At 61.7% G+C, this 20,935-nt stretch carries 22 protein-coding genes; 6 read left to right on the top strand and 16 right to left on the bottom strand.

Going from position 1 to position 20,935, the window contains the following annotated elements:
• Nucleotides 1-23 precede the first annotated feature (23 nt).
• Complete coding sequence (locus AC4PS6_RS03285) at nt 24-860, top strand: 5'-nucleotidase, lipoprotein e(P4) family (RefSeq protein ID WP_020300753.1); 837 nt, start codon at nt 24-26, stop codon at nt 858-860.
• A 147-nt stretch (nt 861-1,007) separates the two neighbouring features.
• Here the strand turns inward: AC4PS6_RS03285 and gspD are convergent, their stop codons facing one another.
• The 12 genes from gspD to AC4PS6_RS03225 form a co-directional block, all read right to left on the bottom strand.
• On the bottom strand, nt 1,008-3,134 hold the full coding sequence (gene gspD / locus AC4PS6_RS03280) for a type II secretion system secretin GspD (RefSeq protein WP_336827391.1): 2,127 nt from the start codon (nt 3,132-3,134) through the stop codon (nt 1,008-1,010).
• Between the two features lie 5 nt (nt 3,135-3,139).
• Nucleotides 3,140-3,640 (bottom strand): type II secretion system protein, XpsN-like, encoded by a 501-nt coding sequence (locus AC4PS6_RS03275; RefSeq protein ID WP_072446239.1) that lies wholly within the window; start codon nt 3,638-3,640, stop codon nt 3,140-3,142.
• Nucleotides 3,637-4,239: a type II secretion system protein GspM gene (gene gspM / locus AC4PS6_RS03270; protein ID WP_032902001.1), complete on the bottom strand. Its 603-nt coding sequence runs from the start codon at nt 4,237-4,239 to the stop codon at nt 3,637-3,639. Before gspM ends, AC4PS6_RS03275 begins: the two co-directional genes overlap by 4 nt.
• Nucleotides 4,214-5,206 (bottom strand): PilN domain-containing protein, encoded by a 993-nt coding sequence (locus tag AC4PS6_RS03265; RefSeq protein WP_060767776.1) that lies wholly within the window; start codon nt 5,204-5,206, stop codon nt 4,214-4,216. The genes gspM and AC4PS6_RS03265 overlap by 26 nt, the downstream gene beginning before the upstream one ends.
• Nucleotides 5,203-5,904 (bottom strand): type II secretion system minor pseudopilin GspK, encoded by a 702-nt coding sequence (locus AC4PS6_RS03260; RefSeq protein ID WP_336827390.1) that lies wholly within the window; start codon nt 5,902-5,904, stop codon nt 5,203-5,205. The genes AC4PS6_RS03265 and AC4PS6_RS03260 overlap by 4 nt, the downstream gene beginning before the upstream one ends.
• Complete coding sequence (locus AC4PS6_RS03255; protein ID WP_072433813.1) at nt 5,901-6,509, bottom strand: type II secretion system protein GspJ; 609 nt, start codon at nt 6,507-6,509, stop codon at nt 5,901-5,903. Before AC4PS6_RS03255 ends, AC4PS6_RS03260 begins: the two co-directional genes overlap by 4 nt.
• Nucleotides 6,506-6,838 (bottom strand): type II secretion system protein, encoded by a 333-nt coding sequence (locus AC4PS6_RS03250; RefSeq protein WP_014719114.1) that lies wholly within the window; start codon nt 6,836-6,838, stop codon nt 6,506-6,508. The genes AC4PS6_RS03255 and AC4PS6_RS03250 overlap by 4 nt, the downstream gene beginning before the upstream one ends.
• Nucleotides 6,835-7,260 carry a GspH/FimT family pseudopilin gene (locus AC4PS6_RS03245; RefSeq protein WP_020300759.1) on the bottom strand — a complete coding sequence of 142 codons (426 nt, stop codon included), beginning with the start codon at nt 7,258-7,260 and terminating at the stop codon, nt 6,835-6,837. The genes AC4PS6_RS03250 and AC4PS6_RS03245 overlap by 4 nt, the downstream gene beginning before the upstream one ends.
• A gap of 7 nt (nt 7,261-7,267) precedes the next feature.
• Entirely contained in the window at nt 7,268-7,678 is a 411-nt protein-coding gene (gene gspG / locus AC4PS6_RS03240) for a type II secretion system major pseudopilin GspG (RefSeq protein ID WP_019821138.1), read from the bottom strand.
• Between the two features lie 20 nt (nt 7,679-7,698).
• Nucleotides 7,699-8,895 (bottom strand): type II secretion system inner membrane protein GspF, encoded by a 1,197-nt coding sequence (gene gspF / locus AC4PS6_RS03235; protein WP_014719116.1) that lies wholly within the window; start codon nt 8,893-8,895, stop codon nt 7,699-7,701.
• Entirely contained in the window at nt 8,892-10,589 is a 1,698-nt protein-coding gene (gspE, locus tag AC4PS6_RS03230) for a type II secretion system ATPase GspE (RefSeq protein ID WP_032902067.1), read from the bottom strand. Before gspE ends, gspF begins: the two co-directional genes overlap by 4 nt.
• Before the next feature lie 225 nt (nt 10,590-10,814).
• Entirely contained in the window at nt 10,815-11,855 is a 1,041-nt protein-coding gene (locus AC4PS6_RS03225; protein ID WP_073452972.1) for a LacI family DNA-binding transcriptional regulator, read from the bottom strand.
• A gap of 197 nt (nt 11,856-12,052) precedes the next feature.
• Here AC4PS6_RS03225 and AC4PS6_RS03220 point away from each other — a divergent pair, with 197 nt between their 5' ends.
• Both AC4PS6_RS03220 and AC4PS6_RS03215 read left to right on the top strand, forming a co-directional pair.
• Complete coding sequence (locus AC4PS6_RS03220; RefSeq protein WP_336827388.1) at nt 12,053-14,245, top strand: TonB-dependent receptor; 2,193 nt, start codon at nt 12,053-12,055, stop codon at nt 14,243-14,245.
• Between the two features lies 1 nt (nt 14,246).
• Nucleotides 14,247-15,578: an LLM class flavin-dependent oxidoreductase gene (locus AC4PS6_RS03215; RefSeq protein ID WP_336827387.1), complete on the top strand. Its 1,332-nt coding sequence runs from the start codon at nt 14,247-14,249 to the stop codon at nt 15,576-15,578.
• Nucleotides 15,579-15,618: 40 nt separating this feature from the next.
• On the opposite strand, the gene aqpZ is transcribed toward AC4PS6_RS03215, so the two are convergent.
• A complete protein-coding gene (gene aqpZ, locus AC4PS6_RS03210) occupies nt 15,619-16,311 on the bottom strand; it encodes an aquaporin Z (RefSeq protein ID WP_073844912.1) in 693 nt (230 codons plus the stop codon).
• Between the two features lie 1,243 nt (nt 16,312-17,554).
• On the opposite strand from aqpZ, the gene AC4PS6_RS03205 reads away from it, so the two are divergent.
• Nucleotides 17,555-17,914, top strand: a complete 360-nt coding sequence (locus AC4PS6_RS03205; protein ID WP_492180673.1) for a hypothetical protein — start codon at nt 17,555-17,557, stop codon at nt 17,912-17,914.
• Here AC4PS6_RS03205 and AC4PS6_RS03200 read toward each other — a convergent pair.
• Nucleotides 17,906-18,115 carry a hypothetical protein gene (locus AC4PS6_RS03200; RefSeq protein ID WP_038449292.1) on the bottom strand — a complete coding sequence of 70 codons (210 nt, stop codon included), beginning with the start codon at nt 18,113-18,115 and terminating at the stop codon, nt 17,906-17,908. The genes AC4PS6_RS03205 and AC4PS6_RS03200 overlap by 9 nt on opposite strands.
• A gap of 83 nt (nt 18,116-18,198) precedes the next feature.
• Here AC4PS6_RS03200 and AC4PS6_RS03195 point away from each other — a divergent pair, with 83 nt between their 5' ends.
• Nucleotides 18,199-18,882: an SOS response-associated peptidase family protein gene (locus tag AC4PS6_RS03195; protein WP_014717937.1), complete on the top strand. Its 684-nt coding sequence runs from the start codon at nt 18,199-18,201 to the stop codon at nt 18,880-18,882.
• Nucleotides 18,883-19,015: 133 nt separating this feature from the next.
• Nucleotides 19,016-19,924, top strand: a complete 909-nt coding sequence (locus tag AC4PS6_RS03190) for a DUF6236 family protein (RefSeq protein WP_492180672.1) — start codon at nt 19,016-19,018, stop codon at nt 19,922-19,924.
• On the opposite strand, the gene AC4PS6_RS03185 is transcribed toward AC4PS6_RS03190, so the two are convergent.
• Both AC4PS6_RS03185 and AC4PS6_RS03180 read right to left on the bottom strand, forming a co-directional pair.
• A complete protein-coding gene (locus tag AC4PS6_RS03185) occupies nt 19,925-20,458 on the bottom strand; it encodes a lysis system i-spanin subunit Rz (RefSeq protein WP_014717935.1) in 534 nt (177 codons plus the stop codon).
• Nucleotides 20,458-20,883, bottom strand: coding sequence for a cell wall hydrolase (locus AC4PS6_RS03180; protein ID WP_482967104.1), 426 nt, complete (start codon nt 20,881-20,883; stop codon nt 20,458-20,460). The genes AC4PS6_RS03185 and AC4PS6_RS03180 overlap by 1 nt, the downstream gene beginning before the upstream one ends.
• Nucleotides 20,884-20,935: the final 52 nt, after the last annotated feature.

Here is a 20,935-nt window from a genome sequence, read left to right as displayed (position 1 = left end):
CCACGCTCTTCGAGACCCAGCCCATGCGCAACCTGTTCTTTGCCAGCCTCTGCTTGCTCACCACCGCCCTCGCAGGCTGCCAGCAACACCCGCCGGCCAATGACCAACTCGACGCCGTGCTCTGGACCCAGACGTCCATCGAGCACGAACTGATCTACCGCCAGCTCTTCGCCAATGCCACCCGTCAACTGGACGTCGCCCTGGCCGACCCGAGCTGGGACGCCCTGCCTTTTGCCCCACGCAACCTGGCCGGCCTGCCCCCGGCGGTGGTGGTGGATATCGACGAAACGCTGTTGGACAACGTGCCCCTCAACGCCCGCGACATCATCAACAATCAGGTCTATTCCTATGATCGCTGGAACACCTGGGTCGAGCAGGCCAAGGCCCAGGCACTGCCAGGCTCGGTGGCGTTCCTGCAGGCGGCCCGGCAAAAAGGCATCCAGGTTTACTACCTCACCAACCGAGAACACAGCCAGGTCGCGGCCACGGCCAAAAACCTGCGTTTGCGCGGTTTCCCGATTGAGAGCGACGCACAGATCCTGGCGGCCAGCACCCCCACCGGCCACTGCGAAAGCGCGGGCTACGGCAAGCAGTGCCGCCGTCAGTGGGTCGCCAGGCATGCCCGCGTGCTGTTGATGGCCGGAGACTCCCTGGGCGATTTCGTGCAGGCCGAGCACAACACCCTGGATGCACAACGCAAGGCCGTCGAACCCTATGTGAATTGGCTAGGCCAGCGTTGGTTCCTGCTGCCCAACCCCAGCTACGGCAACTGGTACAGCGCGCCGTATGGGGATGATGAGAGCTTGCCGTTTGCGCAGAAACGCAAGCTCAAGCAGCAGGCGTTGCTGTTGCAGCAATAGGGTGACGCCCTGCCGTGATGATCGTTCCCACGCTCTGCGTGGGAATACATCCTGTGACGCTCCGCGTCACGTTGTGCAGATGGGACGCGGAGCGTCCAGGGCGGCATTCCCACGCAGAGCGTGGGAACGATCAATGTGGGAGAGGGCTTATTGGGCGGGTCGCAACAACTGCATCTGCTGGCGATAATCATCCGTCACCTGCCGCGCCTGGCTGCTGCTGGTAATCACCCTCGGCGTAATCAGCACAATCAGCTCCGTGCGGTCCTTGGACTTGCCGGTATTGCCAAACAACCAGCGCAACCCCGGAATCTTCGCCAGGTAAGGCACGGCACTGACGCTCTCAGCGTTGTCCTGCTTGATCAATCCGCCGAGCAATACCGTCTGGCCACTCTGCACCGCCACCTGGGTGGACACCGAGCGCGTGGAGATACGCGGGTTCACCGGCGTCTCACTGTTCCCCGTCGGGTTCTGGGCATCACTGACCTGTTGCTGGATATCCATGTACACCAGCCCACCCGGATTGATGCGCGGCACCACATCCAGAATCACCCCCGTCTGCACATATTCCACACTGCTCAAGGTGGTGTCGGCGTCCCCGGTATTGACGGTGGTCTGGCTGATGGGAATGTTGTCCCCCACCTGGATCTGCGCCGGCTGGTTGTTCATCACCACCAGCGATGGCGCCGACAGCACCTGGGTGCGGCCATTGGTCTCCAGGGCGTGCAGGGCCACTTGCAGGTTGGAACTGACGAAGGAGTAGAACAACGAGTCCGCCGCCCCCAGCCCTGCCCCGCCACCGCCCAAGGCGCCTTGGCTGCCGGAAGCATTGGCCACCGTGGTGCTGGTGGAATTGCCGGCCAGGCGGCCCAGGTACCACTGCACCCCCAGGTCCAGTTCGCCGGTGAGTTTGACCTCCAGGATGCGCGTCTCGATCTGCACTTGCAGCGGTGGGTTGTCGAGGCGTTTGATCGCCGCTTCGATCTCTTTCCATTGCGCCGGGCGGGTGCGTACCAGCAGTTGGTTGCTGCTCTTTTGCGCGGTGATGCGCGTGCCCGCTTCGAGGTCGCTGGTGGGCGATGCCGGGGTGTTTTCGTCAGGCTCGGATTCAGGTTCTTCGGCTGCGGGCACCGGGGCGCTCGCCTGCAAACCGGCACTGGTGGACGAGGACAGGGTGGTGGTACGCAAGCCCGGCGCGACCTTCGCCGGGGCATCATCCTTGATCGCGCCATTGCCGTAAATCTGCCGCAGGTACTTGGCCAGATCAGCGGCCTTCATATTGCGCACGTCGTACACATACATCTGCGGCTCGTTGCCGCCGCCCTCGTCGATGGTGCGGATCCAGTCGCCCACTTCGGTGAGGTACTGGGGCTGGGAAGAAATCGCCACCACCGAGTTGGTGCGCTCGACCGGCAAGAACCGCAGCATGCCGGCCAGGGGTGTGCCACTGTCCGCGCCGAACATGGCTTGCAGCTCGGGCATCAGCTCGGCCACCGAGGCGCGTTGCAGGCCGAACACCGCCACCGACATGCCCTTGAGCCAGTCCACGTCGAAGGTGTCGATGGTGTCCTGGTAGTTGGCCAGTTCGTCGGGCGTGCCGGCCAGGCTCAGGACATTACGCGCCGGGTCGACCAACAAAAAAGCGTTTTCACGGGCGAAGGGTTTGAGCAGTTTCTGCATCTCGGTGGCCGAGATATAGCGCAGTGAAAACAGACGTGCCGAGAGGCCGCTGGCCGGTTGCGCCACGCGCATCTGCGGCACCAGCTTGCCCGCCACTGCCTGGTTGGCCGGCAGGATCACATAGCGGTTGCCCTGCTTGATCATGGCGTTGTCGGTCCAGGACAGCAGGGTTTCGAGAATCGACAGCGCTTGCTGTTTGTCCACGGGTTTGGAGGTGGAGAAGCTGACAGTGCCCTTCACGCCCTCGGCGATGCTGTAGTTCTCGTGCAACAGGTCGCCCATCACGCTGTTGATCACGGCCTCGATAGGCTGGTCGGCGAAGTTGAACACGATGTCGCCCCCCTGCTGCGGCACGTTTGCCGGCGCTGCGGGCTGGCGCACAAACGCTTGATTGCCACGAATCAGCTGGCGCTGCGGCGGAGCCTGGGTGGCAGGTGGAGGGCTTTCGGCCACAGGCGCCTGAAGCGCCGGGCGTTGTGTGCCGGTGCCCTGCAGGGCCTCGTGCAGCAGGTCGTCGTCCGGGTCGAGGGTGTCGGGCAAAGAGCCACAGCCGCCCAGGGAGACGGCGGTAGCCAGGCAAAACAGCGAAGTGCGCATATCAATCAAGGGAGAGACTCGCGGGGATGTGAGATCAGGGGTAACCGCTTACCGTAGAGGCTCAGGGTCTGGGTGCGCCCGTCCAGGGCAAAACGAGCGTATTGCGGGGTCAGGTGTTCCAGGCGCCAGCCGTTGGGCAACGCCTGGCCCAAGCGCACCGTGAGCGTTGGGCCACCGGCTTGCTTGAGCATGGCCATTTGCAGGTTGCCGGTGATCATGATGCCGCTGAGGGTCAGGTTGGCCAGGCTCGCCACCTGGGTTTTACCCACCTCCCGGTCCGGGCGGCGATCCGGGCTGAACAGCGGCGCTTGCCAGGTACCGGCAAGGTCTCGCAACGCCGGCGTGGGAGCGGCCTGCACCTGGAAAGAGGGTGGCGCGTGCACCGGCGCATCGGGTAACCACCGGGGGGCATCGCCGATGCTGCTGAGGATCATCGCCATCAACAATCCCAAGAGCCCGGCCACGCCGAGCCAGCCCCATTCAAGAGGACGCAATGGGCCGATCATGGTGCCACCCGCGCCGGTTGCAGGTAGCCGCGCACCAGCAGTTGCACCGCCAGCTTGCCTGCCCCACCACTGGCTGGCGCCTGTTTGTCGCGACGAATATGCAGCTCATCGACGAACAGAAAAGGCGGCTGATATTCCAGCCCATGCAGGATCGCGGTCAGCGGTTCGATCGCGCAATTGAGCGTGAGGCTGACCTTGACCTGACGATAGGGCTCGCTGTCGTTTTGTTCAGGCGTGATCGGCTTGCGCTGGGTGAGGTTGCAGCCGCCGCCGAGGTTGGCGTGGCTGTTGATCAGGTCGGCAAGACGCTGCATCAGGTCGGCGGCGACCACGTCCGGGTCGTCCCCCGGCAACAGGCTGGCGCTGCTGGCCGGGTCTTGCTGTGCCTGCGCCAGCTGTTCGCGCAAGGCATCGCCCTGGCGTATGACGCTGGCATAGCGCTGCTGCTGTTCACGCAACTGTTCGGCCTGTTCACCCATGGCCCGCAGCGGCCCGGCGAACCAGCTGTCGATCAACAGCCAATAGGCCGCGCCGAGCACCAACGCCAGGGTCAACAAGGCGGCGCCGCGGCGTTCACGGCGTGTGAGGGGTCGGCGCATCGGCGGCCTCCTGGCGTAAGTGGGCACGCAAGGCAAACTGGTCCTTGCCGGTGCGTGCGTCGGGTTGGATCACCCCTTCGAACTGCGCGTTGTCCAAGCGCTGGCAGCCTTTGATGCGGCTGATCAGGCCACTGGCCTTGGCGCTCTGGCCGGAAAAGCTCACCTCGCCGTCCTTGACGTCCAATTGGTCGAGCCAGGTGTCGGCGGGCAGACAGCTGGTCAAGTCATTCAGTAGGCCGGCCAGGGGGGGTTGCGCCCTTTTGCGCTGGGACAGGTACTGCGCCGCACCACGGGTGTTGAGCAGTTGCTGGCGCAGGGCGTGCACCTGCGCGACCTCGGCTTTTTGCTGTTGAACAGTGGCGTGCATGCTGTCGAGTACCCGCTGGCGATCGTTGAGCCACAACAGCATCGCCGCAATCAGCAACGCGCCGCACAACCACGGCAGGCTGCGCTGTAATTGCTTGCCGGCAGAACGTGAACGCGGGCGCAACGGCGCGGGCAGCAGGTCGATACCCAGGCCCGCCGCGTCCACACGGTGTGGGTACAGGCCGAGGGCGGCACAGTCAGTGAGGACCTGGTCCAGGCGCTCGCGCAGGATCGCCACCACCCTCACCTCCAGGTGGCTGGGCGTGCGCTGCTCCAGGCGGGCGACAAAGTAGAGCTGCTCGGCGTTGAACGGGGTATAGCGGTCCAGTTCATAGCCAACCACCTCCACGAGGTTGCGCGCGGCAGCCAGAGGCAGTTGCACGCTTTGCTGCAACACAGCATCAGGAGCAAGCATCAGCACCTGGCGCGCATTGCCTGGCACCACCGGTGCCGTGAGCGGCCAGTGATGAACGTGCTCGGGCGGGTCCTGGAACGCCAGCCACTTCGGCACACAGCCGCGTAACTCTGTGAGCCACAGGCGCCAGCCTTGTTGCAGCAGGCTGCCGCGCCAATAGCGGGCAATTGGTTCGAGTTGAATCATTCTTGCCACCGCACCACCCGATAGGGCTGTGCGCTGTCCTCCGCAGGGCTTAATAAAAGGGTCAGTCGCAGGCGTGCCTGATAGCCGCCGGGGCGCTCGGCGCGGCTGTCGATTTCCATGACCTGGCCGGGGTCGACGCCCTCGGCGTCCTGGCGTGGCAGGTTCAGCGCCTTGCGCATCAAGGGGCTGGCGAATGCCGAAGCGGGCCGGTCGAGGTCGCTCCACAAGGTAATTTCCGGCAGTAGTTCGCTGTAGAGCGCCTGGGTCATGCCGGGAAGTTGACGCACTTGCTCCAGTACCCGAAACGGCGCCAGGCCCTTATGGCGCCGCGTCTCAAGGGCCTTGGCCAACTGCTGGGCCTGAACCGGTGTGGCGCCGCAGGCCAGGGCCAGGCGCGTGAGGTCTTGGGGGGCAGCGTTGACCAGGTACAACTTGCCACGCTCACTGCGCAGACTGACCTGCAAGCGGGCGTCGTCGAAGGTCAGCGCCATAGAACGCCCGTCCGCCACCCACTGCCCTTGCGCCATGACCTGTGCGATACCGGCCTGGGCGGCCAATAGTGTCTGGGTATGCTGGCGCAGCCACAGCGCCTGGCGACTTTGCAGTTGCACCCACCCGGCCAGGCCACCCAGCAATACGCTGAGCAAGGCCAGCACCCACAACACCAGCAACAGGGCCGCACCGCGTTGGCGCTTCATTCTTCGCTGCTCGCGCTGGACAGGTTCAGGCGCAGCGCAACCACCTGGGCGACCCATGGCACCGGCCCGTCGACGGAGGCGTCGATGCGCACCGCTGTGGGCAGGCGCCGGGGCCAGGGCCACGGGCTCAACCAGTCGGTGGGCTGGCCCAGTGGCGAGACACCGCGATAGCTGAACTGCAGCGCCTCGACGTTGTGCAAAAGTACCTGCGGCTCATCGCGCTGCGCGTTGGCGTGGGAGGCCCTCTGCGAAAAAGCCACCTGCAAATCCTGCCCGACCCGTTGGAGGGTAAAGCGCTGGATCCCCCCGCCCAATACACCGGGCAAGGTCGCCACAAATTGCAGACGCTCAGGCGTGCCGATAAAAAAACCTTCGGCCTGGCTGTCATCGCCAGTGAGCTTTAGCGGCAGCGCCTCGCTGATCGAGGTGCGCAAAAACTGTTGGGCGGCGCGCATTTCATCCAGGCTGACGGTGTAGGCCTGGGCCTTGGCCACCGCCCGATTGGCCCCCAGCAACGCTGCGCTCACCAGCAGCAACAACACCGACAGCAAGCTGAGCACCACGAGCACTTCCAGCAGGGTGAAACCCTGCTCACGGCGCTTCACAGGCGCGCCTTCAAAGTGCTGAAGTGCGCCTGATGCGCGCCTTCACGCACGTTCAGGTCAAGACGAAACAGGTGCGGCTGTTGGCGGGTGCTGGTCAGTTGCCAATGGATGCCGTCGAGTTGGCCTTGGCGGGTTCCTTCAATCAGCGGGCCGGCAGCTTCCTGGTCCAGCAGCGTGAGCGCGGCATGGGTAAGGCGGTCACTGCGGGCCACCTGGGACAAGGCGCGCGCGCTCTGGCCGAAGGCAACCAGCAACACGCTGCTGCACACCGCCATCAACGTCAGGGCGGCGAGCATTTCCAGTAAGGTGAAGCCGGCCTGGTGCTTCATGGCAGCGCCTTGGATTGCACACTGCCGGTGAGCCAGCCAATATCGATGCGCCAACGCCGGCTGCCGTTGGCCAGCAGCAGGTTGCCGCCGGTAGAACTGCCGTCGGGATAGAACACCACGGCGGACCCTGCCTGCTCGGCACTGTGCAAGGTCACTTGCACCTGCGCTGGCCACTGCTGTGACGCACGCCCTGAAGCCTGGAACGTGCGGCCCTGGAGGTCAAACCGAGTGTGCGTCGCCTGGCCGCTGACGATGGCGCTCGCGCGCGTGGCGCGCAGCGCCTCGACCATCTGCGCGACCACCCGCCGCTCCTTGGCCACCTGCAGCCCTTGCCGTACACCCAGCCCCAACAAACCCGCCGCAATGCCGATCAATAGGATGACCACCAGCATCTCCAGCAGGGTAAAGCCTCGCTGGCCCACGGGCGGGTTATTCCCAGTTGCCCAGGTCGGCACTGTAGCCCTCGCCGCCGGGTTGGCCGTCCTGGCCGTAGAAGATCAGGTCGAAGGCGCCGTGCTCACCGGGGAAGCGATAGCCAAACCCGTGGCCGAACGGGTCTTTCAGCTCCGAAGGCTTGGCGTAGGGGCCGGCCCAGTTGGAAGCACTGGCCGGCTTGTCGAGCAGCTGTTGCAGGTTGTTGGGCGGCGCGCCCACGTCCAGGGCGTAGCTGTCGATCTTCATGCTCAAACTGGCCAGTTGCGCCTTGCCCGCGCCGTACTTGCCCTTGTCCACATTGCCACCGACCTGGCGCACCACAATGGTCGCGACAATGCCCAGCAGCACGATCACCGCCAGCATTTCCAAAAGGGTGAAGCCGCCTTGGCGGTGTCGGGTTTTCATCGGTTCTGCTCCTTGAAAGTTCATATATGGCTGGTGAGGCTCATCAGCGGCAGCATGATCGCCAGCATGATCACCGCCACCAGCACCGCCATGACCACGGTCAGGGTCGGCACCATTGCCGCGAGCAAGCGTTCGATGGCGCGCTTGGCCTCGACGTCGAAGATGTCGGCAACCTTGAGCAGCATGCTGTCCAGTTCGCCGGCCTGTTCACCGACTTCGATCATGTGCAGCGCCAGCTCCGGTAGCAGCGGCTGGCGACCGAACGCATCGGCCAGCGTACCGCCGCCCTTGACCCGTTGCGCTGCCAGCGCCACTTGCGCCTGGAGCGCACGGTTGCTGCAGACTTGCCGGGCGATCACCAGCGCGGGCAGCAGCGCCACGCCATTGCTGAGCAACGTGCCGAGGGTGCGGGTCAGGCGGGCGGCTTGCACCCGTTGCAACAGCGGGCCGATCACGCGGATGCCCAGCAGGTGACGGTCGTAACGCTCACGGCGCAGGGGGTCGCGCAGGCGCGCCGCCAGGATCCACCCACTGATCGACAACCCGGCCAGCACCACCAGGCCATAGGCACCGAGGAACTCGCCAAGCCCCAGGATCATCTCGGTGATCAGTGGAATCGGTACGCCCAGGTCCTGAAAAATCGGCACGAATTGCGGCACCACATAGGCCAGCAACAGCGCCAGTGAACCCAGTACACCCACCACCAGGAACGCCGGGTAGATCAGCGCATTGATCACCTCGCCGCGCAGTAACTGGCTGCGTTCCAGGTAGTCGCTGAGCTGGCGCAAGGTGCCCTCCAGCGCCCCGCCGGCCTCACCGGCGCGCACCATGCTCAGGTACAGCGGGGAAAACGTGCCGCCCTCCTCCTCCAGCGCCGCCGACAGCGGTTTGCCGGCCTTGACCTGATCGCGAATACGCTCGATCAAGGCCTGCACCTGGGGATGGCGGGCTTGCTTGAGCAACAGGTTTAAAGCGCGTTCGAGGGGCTGGCCGGCGCCCAGTAGCGTGGCCAATTGCTGGGTGAAACTCACCAGCGCTACGCCCTTCAACTGCCCACGTGCCTGGCGCAACAAGGGGCCGCTGGCCGTTTCGATGTGCAGCAACAACCACCCGCGCTGATGCAAGACGGCGACAGCGGCCGCTTGGTCAATGGCCTGCAACGTGCCGCTCTGGGCCACGCCCTGGCTGTCCAGGGCGCGGAACTTGAACAGGCTCACGCGTCATCTCCGCGGGTGACGCGCAGCACTTCTTCCAGGGAGGTGACACCGGCCAGGGCCTGGCGCAAACCGTCTTCATACAAGGTGCGCAAACCGGCGCGGCGGGCGGCGTGCTCGAGGCTGGCGGCGTCGGCGTGGCCCATCAGCAAGCCACGCAACTCATCGTTCATCACCAACAATTCAGTGAGGGCGCTGCGGCCGTGATAGTCACCGCGGTAAAGCAGGATCGGACGCTGCTCGGTCAGGCGATCCAGGCCATGCTCCTTGATCAATTCCGCTGGGGCCTGGAAGGCTACTCGCGTGGCCGGGTCCAGGCGCCGCACCAGGCGCTGGGCGAGAATACCGCTGACCGTGGAGGCAATCAGGTAGCTTTCCACGCCCATGTCCAGCAAGCGCGTGATACTCGCCGCAGCGCTGTTGGTGTGCAGGGTCGAGAGGACCAGATGGCCAGTGAGTGACGATTGGACGGCAATGCGGCAGGTTTCCAGGTCGCGGATTTCGCCGATCATGATCACGTCCGGGTCCTGGCGCACGATGGCGCGCAGCGCTCCGGCAAAGTCCAGGCCGATGGCCGGCTTGACCTGGATCTGGTTAATCCCTTCAAGCTGATATTCCACCGGGTCTTCCACGGTGATGATCTTGCGTTCAGCGGTATTGAGCTGCGACAACGCGGTATAGAGCGTGGTGGTTTTGCCAGAGCCCGTAGGCCCGGTGACCAACAGGATGCCGTGGGGCCGCGCCAATAGATCCTGGAAGGCCGCCAGGCGCGGGCCATCAAAGCCCAGGCTGGGGAAATCGAATTGCACGGTTTGCCGGTCCAACAGGCGCATCACCACCGACTCGCCGAAGCTGGTGGGCACCGTGGACACCCGCAGATCCAGCGCCTTGCCCTGGATGCGCAGCATGATGCGCCCGTCCTGGGGCAGGCGTCGTTCGGCGATGTCCAGGCGCGCCATTATCTTCACCCGCGAGATCACCGCCGCCGACGAACTGGCAGGCGGTGCTTCGGCGTCGTGCAGCACGCCGTCGATGCGGTAGCGCACCTTGAGTTGGTTTTCGAAGGGTTCGATATGGATATCCGAGGCGCGCTGTTCCACGGCGCGCTGCAGGATCAGATTGACCAGGCGAATCACTGGCGCTTCGGAGGCCATGTCCTTGAGGTGTTCGATGTCTTCCAGCACGCCGCCCTGCTCATCGAGGTTTTCGATCAGGCTGCCCATGGCGGAACGGCCCTGGCCGTAATAGCGCTCGATCAGTGTGTCGACTTCATTACGCGAACCGATGGCCAGCCAGACCGGCACCTCACAGGCATACGCCAGGGCCTGGAACGGATACCACTGCGCCGGGTTGGCGGCCATTACGCGCAACCCGCCCTGATGCCAACCCATCGGCACGACCTGGTAATGACGCATAAAGCGCTCGGTGAGCACGGGAAGCGGGTCGAGCAACGGCGGCGCCGCGTCGGCCAGCAGCAGTGGCGCATTCAGCAAATCGGCCCAGGCGCGAGCCAGTTCGACCTCGGACACCAGGCCCAGGCGCGTGAGTAAACCGAGCAGGTCGCCAGGCTCAGTGGATAAACGCTGGGCGCGTTCCAGATCAGCGATTTTGAGCCCGGCGTGCTGCATCAGCCACGCGCACACCTGGTCGGTATGCGGGATCTGCATTTTGCAAGCATCGATGGGCGCTGACGACATCATTGAGGAATATCTAACGTTGCGAAAAGTATGGCTATTTAGAACTACCGAACAATGCCATTAGTTCGCCATAGCCCAGGCAGGCGTTAGCCGGGTGTATCGACTGGAAGTTATAGCCCTAGTTCCGGACGAGGGGGTAATTAAATACAAAACATTGCCAAATGCACTGATTTAGAGCGTTGGCAGCCAATAGCCACTAGTTGCACTTAGCCATAATTAAGTTGTTCAGGTGCTCTCTCGTTCAATTAACTGACAGTGCAAAAGATTCAAGCGCTCAACTTCCTCATCGGTGGCTAATACACCCAGACTTTGCAGGACGCGTGTGGCGGCGAGCACACCGATCTCCAACGCGGGTGGCTGGAGGGTGCTGAGGCTGGGCAACAACATGTGGGCAAACGGGTAATCGCCAAAACCCAATACGGCGCAGTCCTGGGGGATGCTCAGCCCGGCGCGTTGACCGGCCAGCAAACCGCCCGCGGCGAGGTTGTCATTGGCGAAGAAAATCGCGTCGGGCGTGATCGCCTGCCCCATCAGCGCTTCCATGGCTTGCTTGCCGGCTTCGAAGGGCGCACGGTCGGCGTCCGGCACAAAGACCCACGGGTGCACACCCAACTCGGAGAGGGTCGCGGTAAACCCATCGCGCCGCTCCAATGCGCTGAAGTCGCCCACTGCACTGTTTTGTACGAAGGCGATGCGTCGATAGCCTTTGCCATGCAAGTAGCGCGCGGCGGTGACGCCCACTTCATAATGAGAAAACCCCACTTGCAACGGCGCGCGTTCCGGCACGTAGTCCCAGGTTTCGACGATCGGTATATCTGCCTCGGCGATCATCTTCTCGGTGCCAGGGCTGTGAAAGCGGCTGGTCAGCACCAGCGCTGCCGGCGACCAACCGAGAAAAGCGCGCACCGCACTTTCCTCCTGCTCGATGCTGAAATAGCTGGAGGCCAGCAACAGCTGGTAGCCGTGACGACTGAGGGTGTCGCTGAAGCCCTGCAGCGTATTGGCAAAAATCGGCCCCGAGATATTCGGAGTCACCATCGCAACGATTTTGCCGCGCGCGGAGGCCAACCCGCCGGCCACCAGGTTCGGCACATACCCCAACTGCGCGACTACCTGGGCGATACGTTCACGGCGCTCGGGTGACACCTGTTCAGGTTGGTTGAAGTAACGCGACACCGTAATGGCCGACACCCCGGCCTGGCGCGCCACGGTATTGAGGGTGACGCGGCCGGCGCCCCGGCGCTTGCGCGGTTTGTGTTCGTTCACGGCAAAAACCTCAAAAAGGAATATAAAACTAATTTTTTAGTATTTGACGCTCTAAACCGACGCCTTCAATAATGCCGATGTTAGCGCTAACAAAGCGCACTGTCTGCTACTCGCTCGAGCGAATGCCCAAGACATTTTCAGGCGCTGAAGGTCGCAGAACCGCAGCGGACCAGGGTATTTTTTCGAGCGGGCACAGCATGCATAACTTTCCACGGCACACCCATTTGTTGCTTCTGGCAGGCCTCTGCGCCTTGCCCGTCTGCGGCGCTGTAGCGGCTGACGAACAGGAACCCACGCTCCAATCCGTGACAGTCACCGCTACCCGCCGCGAAGAATCGCTGCAAAAAGTCCCGGTGGCCGTCTCGGTGCTCGATGGCGAGCAACTGGAGCGTGACAATCGCAACGGGGTGGCGAGCATCGCGCAGCAAGTACCGTCGCTGAACTTTCGCACCGGCGCCTCGAACAAGGACACCTCATTGTTCGTGCGCGGCGTGGGCACCATTTCAACCTCGCCGGGCGTTGAGCCAACGGTGGCTACGGTGATCGATGGCGTGGTCTATGCACGCCCCGGCCAGGCCACACTCGACCTGTTGGATTTGGAGCGCATCGAAGTGCTGCGTGGCCCGCAAGGCACGCTGTTCGGCAAGAACGCGTCGGCCGGTGTGCTGAATATCACCAGTAAGGCGCCGACTGCCCAGACCCACGGTTTTATCGACCAGTCGTTCTACAGCGGCCATGAAAGCCGCACGCGCTTTGGCATCGGTGGCAGCCTGGTGCCGGAGGTGCTCAAGGGCTCGATCAGTACTTTGTTCGGCAGCTACGACGGTAACGTCGACAACCGCCACAACGGCCAGGAGGTCAACGGTTACAACCACAAGGGCATTCGCGGCAAGCTGGAATTCACGCCCAACGACGACGTGACACTGACCCTGATCGCCGACTACATGCAATCCCACGACGACGCGCCCAATGGCGTGGTCAGCAAGTCCCTCAGCCCGGCGTTCAGCAATGCCTTGAGACCGGTGCGCGCCTCAAGTGACAACCGCGATATCAACACCGATACCCGCAGCCATGTGGAAGACACCAACAAGGGCTTGTCGGCGCAGTTGGATTGGAATCTGGGTGACTACACCCTCACGTCAATCACCGCCTGGCGCGGCTGGGACAACACTCAATATCAGGATGGCGACCGTCTGGGCACGGTCACCGCCGCGTTCCCCGGCACCGCTGACAAGGGCGACCTGGCGTTCGACCAATACTCCCAGGAGCTGCGCCTGGCCTCGCCCAAAGGCGAGTTCCTGGAGTACGTCGGCGGCCTGTTCTACATGCATGGCAAGGATGAGGAGACCTATCAGCGCACCCTCACCACCACGACGCGGGTCGATAGAGGCATTGCCGACTACAGCACCACCAGCGACAGCTACGCGGTGTTCGGCGAGACCACGCTCAACTTCACCTCGCGCTTTCGCGGCATCGCCGGGTTGCGTTACACCCATGACGACTTGCAGTACGACCATCGCCGCGTGTCCACCTCTGCCACTACCGTCAGCGGCATTCAACCGGCGACGTCGAGTTCCGGTTCGGTAGACGAGGATGGTTGGTCCGGTCGGCTGGGCGTGCAGTACGACCTCAGCGACAACATCACCAGCTACCTCACCTACTCACGTGGCTACAAAGGCCCGGCCTACAACGTGTTCTTCAACATGCAGCCGCGCGATACCGACGCGCTCAAGCCGGAGACCTCCAATACCTGGGAAGCCGGAATCAAGGCCACGGCCTGGAACAACCGCCTGACCACCAACCTGGCGGTGTTCCACAGTGACTACGACAACTACCAGGCCAACTTTTTCGACACCGTCGCCGGCCAAGTCGTGACGCGCCTGATCAACGCCGGCAGCGTCAGCACCGAAGGCGTCGAGCTCGATTACGCCCTGCAAGCCACTCAGCAACTCAAGCTCTCCGGCGCCCTGACCTATACCCGAGCGCGCATCGATCAGTTCGCGTGCCCGCCAGGCGCAGCGGCAACCTGCAACGTCAATGGCAAACCACTGCCGTTCAGCCCGGACTGGAAAAGCTACGTGCGCGCCGACTACAGCATCCCCCTGGAGAACGGCCTGGATATCGAACTGGGCACTGACTACAGCTGGCAGAGCGAAGTGCAGTACGACATCAGCCAGAACCTCGACACCAAACAAGGCGCCTACGGCCTCTGGAACGCCAGCGTGGCCCTGGCCGACTACACCAATGGCTGGCGCGTGGCGCTGTTGGCGAAGAACCTCGCTGACAAATCCTACTCACCGCTGCTGGCCAGCGGCGGCAACTACATCTACCGCGCCGTGCCTCGTGACGATGAGCGTTACTTCGGCGTGCAACTACGCAAGGATTTCTAGCATGGGCCGTCAACTCAAACTCGGCGCCTTCCTGATGGCCACCGGGCACCATGTGGCCGCCTGGCGCCACCCCGACGTACCGGCGAACGCTGGCCTGGACTTTGCCCACTACAAGCATTTAGCACGGGTGGCGGAAGCGGCGAAGTTCGACGCCCTGTTCGTGGCCGACAGCATTGCCGCCGCCACCGGCGAGGTCGCCAGCCAGATGGCGCGCTCGGATCATTTCGAGCCGCTCACCCTGCTCTCGGCCCTCAGTGCCGTGACCGAACATATCGGCCTGATCGCCACCGCCACCACCAGCTATAACGAGCCGTACCACGTGGCGCGCAAATTCGCCTCGCTGGATCACCTCTCCGGCGGTCGCGCAGGCTGGAACCTGGTGACCTCGGATAACGCGGCCGAGGCGCTGAATTTCGGTCGCGACGAGCACCTGGGGCATGCCGAACGCTACAGCCGCGCACGGGAATTTCATCAGGTGGTGACGGGGCTGTGGGACAGCTGGGACGACGACGCCTTCGTGCGCGACAAGGCCAGCGGGCGCTATTACGAGCCAAGTAAGCGCCATGTGCTGGACCATGTGGGCGAACACTTCCGAGTCAAAGGCCCCCTGAACGTGGCGCGCTCGCCCCAGGGCCAGCCTTTGATCGTGCAGGCTGGTTCCTCGGAAACCGGTCGTGAACTGGCCGCGCAGACCGCCGAAGTGGTGTTTACCGCGCAGACCTCATTGGCCGACGCGCAGGCCTTCTATAGCGACCTCAAAGCTCGCCTGGGCCAATACGGGCGCGAGGCCGACTCGCTGAAAATCATGCCGGGCGTGTTTGTGGTGGTGGGGCAAACCGAAGCCTTGGCCCAGGCCAAATTCGAAGCGTTCCAGGCGCTGGTCGAACCCGAGGTGGGGGTGGCGTTGCTGGGGCGCATGTTGGGTAATTTCGACCTGTCCGGCTACCCCCTGGATGGGCCGCTGCCCGAGTTACCCTTGACCGACAGCGGTCAACGCAGCCGCCAGCAACTGCTGAGTGAACTGGCCCAGCGTGAACACCTGACACTGGCGCAACTGGGCCGACGCATTGCCGGTGGCCGCGGTCATTACAGCGTGATCGGCACGCCGATTCAGATCGCCGATGAACTGCAGCGCTGGTTCGAAGAAGGTGCGGCGGATGGCTTCAATATTCTGGTACCGCACCTGCCGGGCGGGCTGGAGGATTTTGCCCGCCTGGTCATTCCCGAGTTACAGCGGCGCGGCTTGTTTCGGCGCGAATACACCGGCACCACACTGCGCGAAAACCTTGGTTTGGCGCGCCCGGTCAGCCGTTACAAGGCGGCTCGATCATGAAGAACACGGTCCGCTCGCCGAGCAAAGGTGGCCTGAGCGATTACTGTTTTGTCGCCAACACGAACCTGTGCACCAGCCCACCAAACACGCCACCGAGCAAAGGCACCACCCAGAACACCCACAACTGGGCTATCGCCCAATCGCCTTGAAACAGTGCCACGCCCGTACTGCGCGCCGGGTTAACCGATGTATTGCTCACCGGAATGCTGATCAGGTGAATCAAGACCAGGGCAAACCCGATGGCCAGCGGCGCAAAACCGGCCGGCGCCTTCTTATCGGTAACACCCAGGATAATCAGCAGGAAAAACGCCGTGAGTACAAACTCGGTGACCACCACTGACAGAAACGAGAAGCCACCTGGAGAGTGCTCACCATAACCATTGGTGGCAAACCCCGCCGACACATCAAACCCGGCCTTGCCGCTGGCGATCAGGTACAACACCCCGGCAGCTGCAATCGCGCCCAAGACCTGAGTGAGGATGTAGGGCGCCACGTCCTTGCCGTCAATCCGCCCGGCGGCGAGCAAACCCAGGGTGACCGCGGGATTGAAATGCCCGCCGGAAATATGGCCGACGGCGTAGGCCATGGTTAATACGGTTAAGCCAAATGCCAAGGCCACGCCGACAAAGCCGATGCCCAGCTCAGGGAAGGCGGCAGCCAGAACGGCACTGCCGCAACCGCCCAGTACCAGCCAGAATGTGCCGAAGAACTCGGCGGCTAGACGTTTTGTCATCAGGTAACTCCTTGAAGTTAGGTCAAAGAGTGGGAGCGTAACAACGGGGTACCTGCGTTGGATGTGGGAAATTTCCTTGGTGTGTGGTGATTATGAAAAATGGCGACGGATGCTGGGAAGGGCATTTATTCCCTGAAAAAGCCCAACCGTCACCGATTGGGCTAATTCATTGAATAATATGGTCGGGACGGAGTGACTCGAACACCCGCCCCCTGGCGCCCCATGCAAGCGGACACCTCTGCTGGTCTCGGTCGTCGACTGGGCGATTTCAACGGAAAAGGCCGCGCTGAGAACAGAGTTGATGCCGATCTGCACGCCCATCCGTATGAACCCGGAGCCGAAAGCAGCCCCGCCCGGTAAAGGCTATGGATTACCTACCAGTCGGGTTGCCTTGAGGCGAAACAATAGCCCGGCGCTGGGCCGGGCTATCGTCATTGCTACCTGCTAAGCCAGCAGGTCTGCGTCCCGCTCCCGCCACAGAGCTTCCAGCTTCGTCAGCCCCATCCCGGTAATCAGCGTCGAGCATGTTGGGATCATGGTTCACCCCGCGCTCAGCCAACCAATGCCGCGCGCCGTTGGTCGACTTTTTCAACCACGCCGCAGCCAAGAGCCTCTGCCCGGACAACCCAGCGGCCAGCACCATCAAACGAGTCGAGAAGAAGCAGCGCAAGCGGCACACCGTTGAGGGCCTGAAGGCTATCAGGGAAAAGTCGCCTGCCTGGCTACAGAACGCCATCGGCCTGGCGCTTATCACCGCTCAGCGGCGGACCGACATCCTAGGCATGCGTTTCGAGGGGCAGAAGATCTGCGGGTCATGCGAGCGAGGGCATGACCAAAAAATACCAGCGAGGCCATGAGGAAATCATCTGGTCCGAGGCAGTTCCGGACCTGAATATCTGCGAAATCACTGGGTAGTTTTGTGCAGCTTTTGCGCAGGCACAAAAAAGCCGATTCATCTTATCGGCTTAAGTGACTGATTTTACTCAGGAATAAATGGTCGGGACGGAGTGATTCGAACACTCGACCCCTAGCACCCCATGCACGCAGTACACCCGTAAGACCTTGTTAAGTAGCTGTTTTTATTGGCGCTCGCTGCAATCGACTGCCCACAAGAGCTTACAAGCGCGTGAGAGAGTCACGCAAATGTCACGCACCCGCCCCGGCGTCCTGCCGACGAACACCACTCCCCAAACCTGCCAAACCTCGATTACTGTACGCACATACAGTATTTGAGATTCACGCTATGAACGTAGACATGGACACCGATGATTGGCTCGGCTGCCCCACTCCGCTGGAGATGTACCAGCACCAATGCTCGATCCTTGTGGATGAACTGGTGCAGACCGAGCGCATGCTCCGTCGAGCGCGGGCGAATATCGCAGGCCTGGTGCAGATGAATGACCTGTTGATGACAGGAAAGGACCAGGCGGAGACCTCCTTGAAAGCCGCACTGTCCCAAGTCGCTGCCTTGAACCTGGAAACCTCACGCCAGGGCCGCAAGTTAAACGGGTTGGCGATAATCACGGAACAGAGGGACCACCTTATCAGGGAAAACCAGCGACTACTGCTTGAGCTTAGCGTTTACAAGCAGCCATTAGCCTAGCTCGTCGGCATAGGCCGCAACTGCCTCCTCAGTCAGCTCACGCCACTCACCTTCGTTGATCAGCCCCTGTTGCTTGAGGTCGTCAGCCAGGGCCAGTCGCGTTTCGTAACGCTCTTCCGGTGTGGCCGATATGAAGGTTGGATCGTTACGCAACGCAAACCACGCCTCCATTGCGTTCACCTGATCAATGTTGATCGCCATGACGAATACCTCGGGCCAGTGTCTACAGTGTAGAGATTGGCCGGGGACCGGCTGTTCATCGGCGCCGACGAGCGGAGATGCTTATGTGCGGGAGACTTTCGCAGTACCGGGGAATCCACGACTTCGTTGCAGCGCTGAGCATGCCCAATGCTCTGGCGAACTCAGTAGGCGATCAGCCGATTGAGCGGTACAACGTCGCACCGACGACCGAGGTTGCGCTGCTGCACCTGCAGGGCGACTTGCTCCACGCCGATCCAGTTCGTTGGGGATGGCGGCCGCACTGGGCGAAAGACCGCGCCGCACCGATCAATGCCCGCGTGGAGAAGGTAGCCCACGGCCCGTTCTTCCGCGCGATCTGGCCTCACCGGGCGATCACGCCAATCGACAACTGGTTTGAGTGGGTGGATGAAGGCGGGCCAAAGAAGCAGCCCTACCTCATCCGTCGGCGGGATGGTGCACCGATACTCTGCGCTGCGATAGGCCAGCTACCGGACGCTGATGAAGGCCCTGGCGAGCATGACGGCTTCGTCATCATCACTGCCGACAGCGCCGGGGGAATGGTGGACATTCACGACCGGCGGCCTGTAGTGCTGACGCCAGACCTGGCCCGGGAATGGCTAGACCCAGCCACGCCCAAGGAGCGCGCCGAGCGGATGGTGCTGCACCAGGGCGAGCCTTCCGAGATGTTCGAGTGGTTCAAGGTCGGCACAGCTGTAGGCAACGTCCGAAACAAGGGCCCTGAGCTAATTGAGCCAGCTGAACGCTGATCCCCGAATTGGTGAATTTGCGTAATAAACTGCCAAAACCATCTCATAAAAAAATTACTCCCGAACAAAAAAACAGACTAGAGTGAAATGTGTCAACTAACCTTCGGCCTCACCAACAGAGAGCGACAATTATATGGGCGAAGCAAAATTCAGAAAGCAAAATGATGTCCACTTCGGAAAGTTACCGAACAGCATTAAAAAGCGAGGACTCATAATAAGCAACCCAATGACAATTAGCGGCACGAGCGTGTCCGGAGGCTCAAGTCTCGACCCACAAGACTTGAGATTTTCTTTATTTTTTTGGGATAGACTAGTTTGGCCAGAAGCAGGAGGAATTCATTTCGGCGGCTCAAAAGATGAAGCTTTTTTAGAGTCTTCAGGCATATTAGAAAGACCAAGCTATCATTACAACGGCGACGTTTCAAAAACAATCTTAATGGGCTACTTACAAGCATTACAAGATTACAATAAAAAAGAGCCGGGGGGATGGGCGCTAGGTAGCGGAACGAACTCTATAAGACACGACAAACATCAAGTTATAAATGATGCAGGCACATTATTAACCTTGCAGAGCTGTATTCCAATCCCTACTGAGGCTGTACCTCTCGAGGAAATATTACAGTTCAGGCACAAGCGACGCGACGAGCTGATCAGTTTTCGGGCCCACTTAGAATTACTTGTTAATGAAATTGGACAATCATCCGATAGCGAGGCGGCGCTAATACAAGCAACCAATGATATTGACAAAGCATGTGCAGATCTTGCGCAAACTGCGAAAGAGTGGCAAATGCCGCTGACTCTCATAAATTTCAAGTCATCTTTCAACTTCAATATATCCAAGGCTATGACTTCGGCAACCGGAGCTTGGATTGGAAGCCAAAAGCTTAATCTCCCAATCACTGCATCGGTCCTAGCTTCAGCCGTTGCCGGCGCTGCCAGCCAAATAAATGTATCGAGCGATATAAAACTAAGACAATTCAAGAAAGACAGTTCTCCATTCAAGTATGCTTATAGCATTGAACAGAATTTCAATACCCGCTAATCATCTCATTTTTAATACTGCGCTGACATATGACTGGCACGCGCGCAAGGCAGTCAGGGCGTTATCGCCGTCGTCGGTGATGGAGATAATTCTTTGAGCATGCGCTGCGTCAAGTTGGGCTCGACGGGCTGCATGAACCACGCCGACGGCGCCGGGGGTGGTGGGCACGTTGCAGATACTGGCTGGATCCTCGGCAAGGAGGACTGACAGCCGGACATCAGCAGTAGCAAGCTGGTCACGCAGGCGAGCCTGGTTGCGCTGGGCATCGGATAATTCCTTGGTGTGTTGTTGGTCCTGGAGCGCGAGCTGTTCCTCGGTGGCCAGGCGCTTGTCCTGTTCGGCCGCCTGCTGACGCCAGGCCTCGCCAGTGATTGCATCCAGTTCCGTCTGGTGGCGGGCGCCCTGTTCCGCAATACGCTCAGCCATCTTCTTGCCAAGACGCCAGTCCTGAACCTGCCATGCCCCGCCAAAGCCGATGCCCAGCGCCAGCAGGATTGCCAGCCCCAGGCCGATCAGCTTTTGCATCGGCGTCATCACGGCACATCCTTGAAGAAGACATGGTGACCAAGGCGCAGCGCCTGCGTGGCCTTCGCCGCCCAGGCCGGGGCCTTGGGCATTGTGGTTGCGTAGTAGTGCGTGGCGCCGCCGGTTGGATCCGGCACCACGCCCGCCATCACCTGATCAGCCGCACGCTGGGCTTGGGCGAACTGCGCGGCCGGGATAGGCTTGGCACCGCTCAGGTAGGCGTAGTTCGGGTCGTTCTGGTTCCAGCAGCTGAACTGCCAGGGTTTCAGGCAAACGCCGGCGTAACCCTCCCCCCACCAGGACTTGGCCTTTCCATCGAATACGCGGTTGCGGATGGTCCAGGCCACGGCGATCTGTCCGGCCAGTCCTTCGCCGCGGGCCTCACCCCAGAGCGTGCGCGTCAGAATGTCCCGGTCTTTCTCGGATGCGTTCATATTTTCTCCAGGCAATAAAAAACCCGCTCAAGGCGGGTGGCGGTGTACTGCT

It is taken from the genome of Pseudomonas sp. DW-iso17 (genome assembly GCF_058725345.1).
The sequence above is the reverse complement of the archived record's forward strand: the minus strand, read 5'-3'. Positions and strand labels throughout refer to the sequence as shown.

Coding starts and splice junctions, on each gene's coding strand:
- AC4PS6_RS03190 (WP_492180672.1), top strand. CDS start 19,016: ATGGGCGAAGCAAAATTCAGAAAGCAAAATGATGTCCACTTCGGAAAG.
- AC4PS6_RS03195 (WP_014717937.1), top strand. CDS start 18,199: ATGTGCGGGAGACTTTCGCAGTACCGGGGAATCCACGACTTCGTTGCA.
- AC4PS6_RS03215 (WP_336827387.1), top strand. CDS start 14,247: ATGGGCCGTCAACTCAAACTCGGCGCCTTCCTGATGGCCACCGGGCAC.
- AC4PS6_RS03200 (WP_038449292.1), bottom strand. CDS start 18,115: ATGGCGATCAACATTGATCAGGTGAACGCAATGGAGGCGTGGTTTGCG.
- gspM (WP_032902001.1), bottom strand. CDS start 4,239: ATGCGCCGACCCCTCACACGCCGTGAACGCCGCGGCGCCGCCTTGTTG.
- AC4PS6_RS03185 (WP_014717935.1), bottom strand. CDS start 20,458: ATGACGCCGATGCAAAAGCTGATCGGCCTGGGGCTGGCAATCCTGCTG.
- AC4PS6_RS03260 (WP_336827390.1), bottom strand. CDS start 5,904: ATGAAGCGCCAACGCGGTGCGGCCCTGTTGCTGGTGTTGTGGGTGCTG.
- AC4PS6_RS03285 (WP_020300753.1), top strand. CDS start 24: ATGCGCAACCTGTTCTTTGCCAGCCTCTGCTTGCTCACCACCGCCCTC.
- AC4PS6_RS03250 (WP_014719114.1), bottom strand. CDS start 6,838: ATGAAGCACCAGGCCGGCTTCACCTTACTGGAAATGCTCGCCGCCCTG.
- AC4PS6_RS03275 (WP_072446239.1), bottom strand. CDS start 3,640: ATGATCGGCCCATTGCGTCCTCTTGAATGGGGCTGGCTCGGCGTGGCC.
- AC4PS6_RS03220 (WP_336827388.1), top strand. CDS start 12,053: ATGCATAACTTTCCACGGCACACCCATTTGTTGCTTCTGGCAGGCCTC.
- aqpZ (WP_073844912.1), bottom strand. CDS start 16,311: ATGACAAAACGTCTAGCCGCCGAGTTCTTCGGCACATTCTGGCTGGTA.
- AC4PS6_RS03205 (WP_492180673.1), top strand. CDS start 17,555: ATGAACGTAGACATGGACACCGATGATTGGCTCGGCTGCCCCACTCCG.
- AC4PS6_RS03265 (WP_060767776.1), bottom strand. CDS start 5,206: ATGATTCAACTCGAACCAATTGCCCGCTATTGGCGCGGCAGCCTGCTG.
- gspG (WP_019821138.1), bottom strand. CDS start 7,678: ATGAAAACCCGACACCGCCAAGGCGGCTTCACCCTTTTGGAAATGCTG.
- AC4PS6_RS03180 (WP_482967104.1), bottom strand. CDS start 20,883: ATGAACGCATCCGAGAAAGACCGGGACATTCTGACGCGCACGCTCTGG.
- gspE (WP_032902067.1), bottom strand. CDS start 10,589: ATGTCGTCAGCGCCCATCGATGCTTGCAAAATGCAGATCCCGCATACC.
- gspD (WP_336827391.1), bottom strand. CDS start 3,134: ATGCGCACTTCGCTGTTTTGCCTGGCTACCGCCGTCTCCCTGGGCGGC.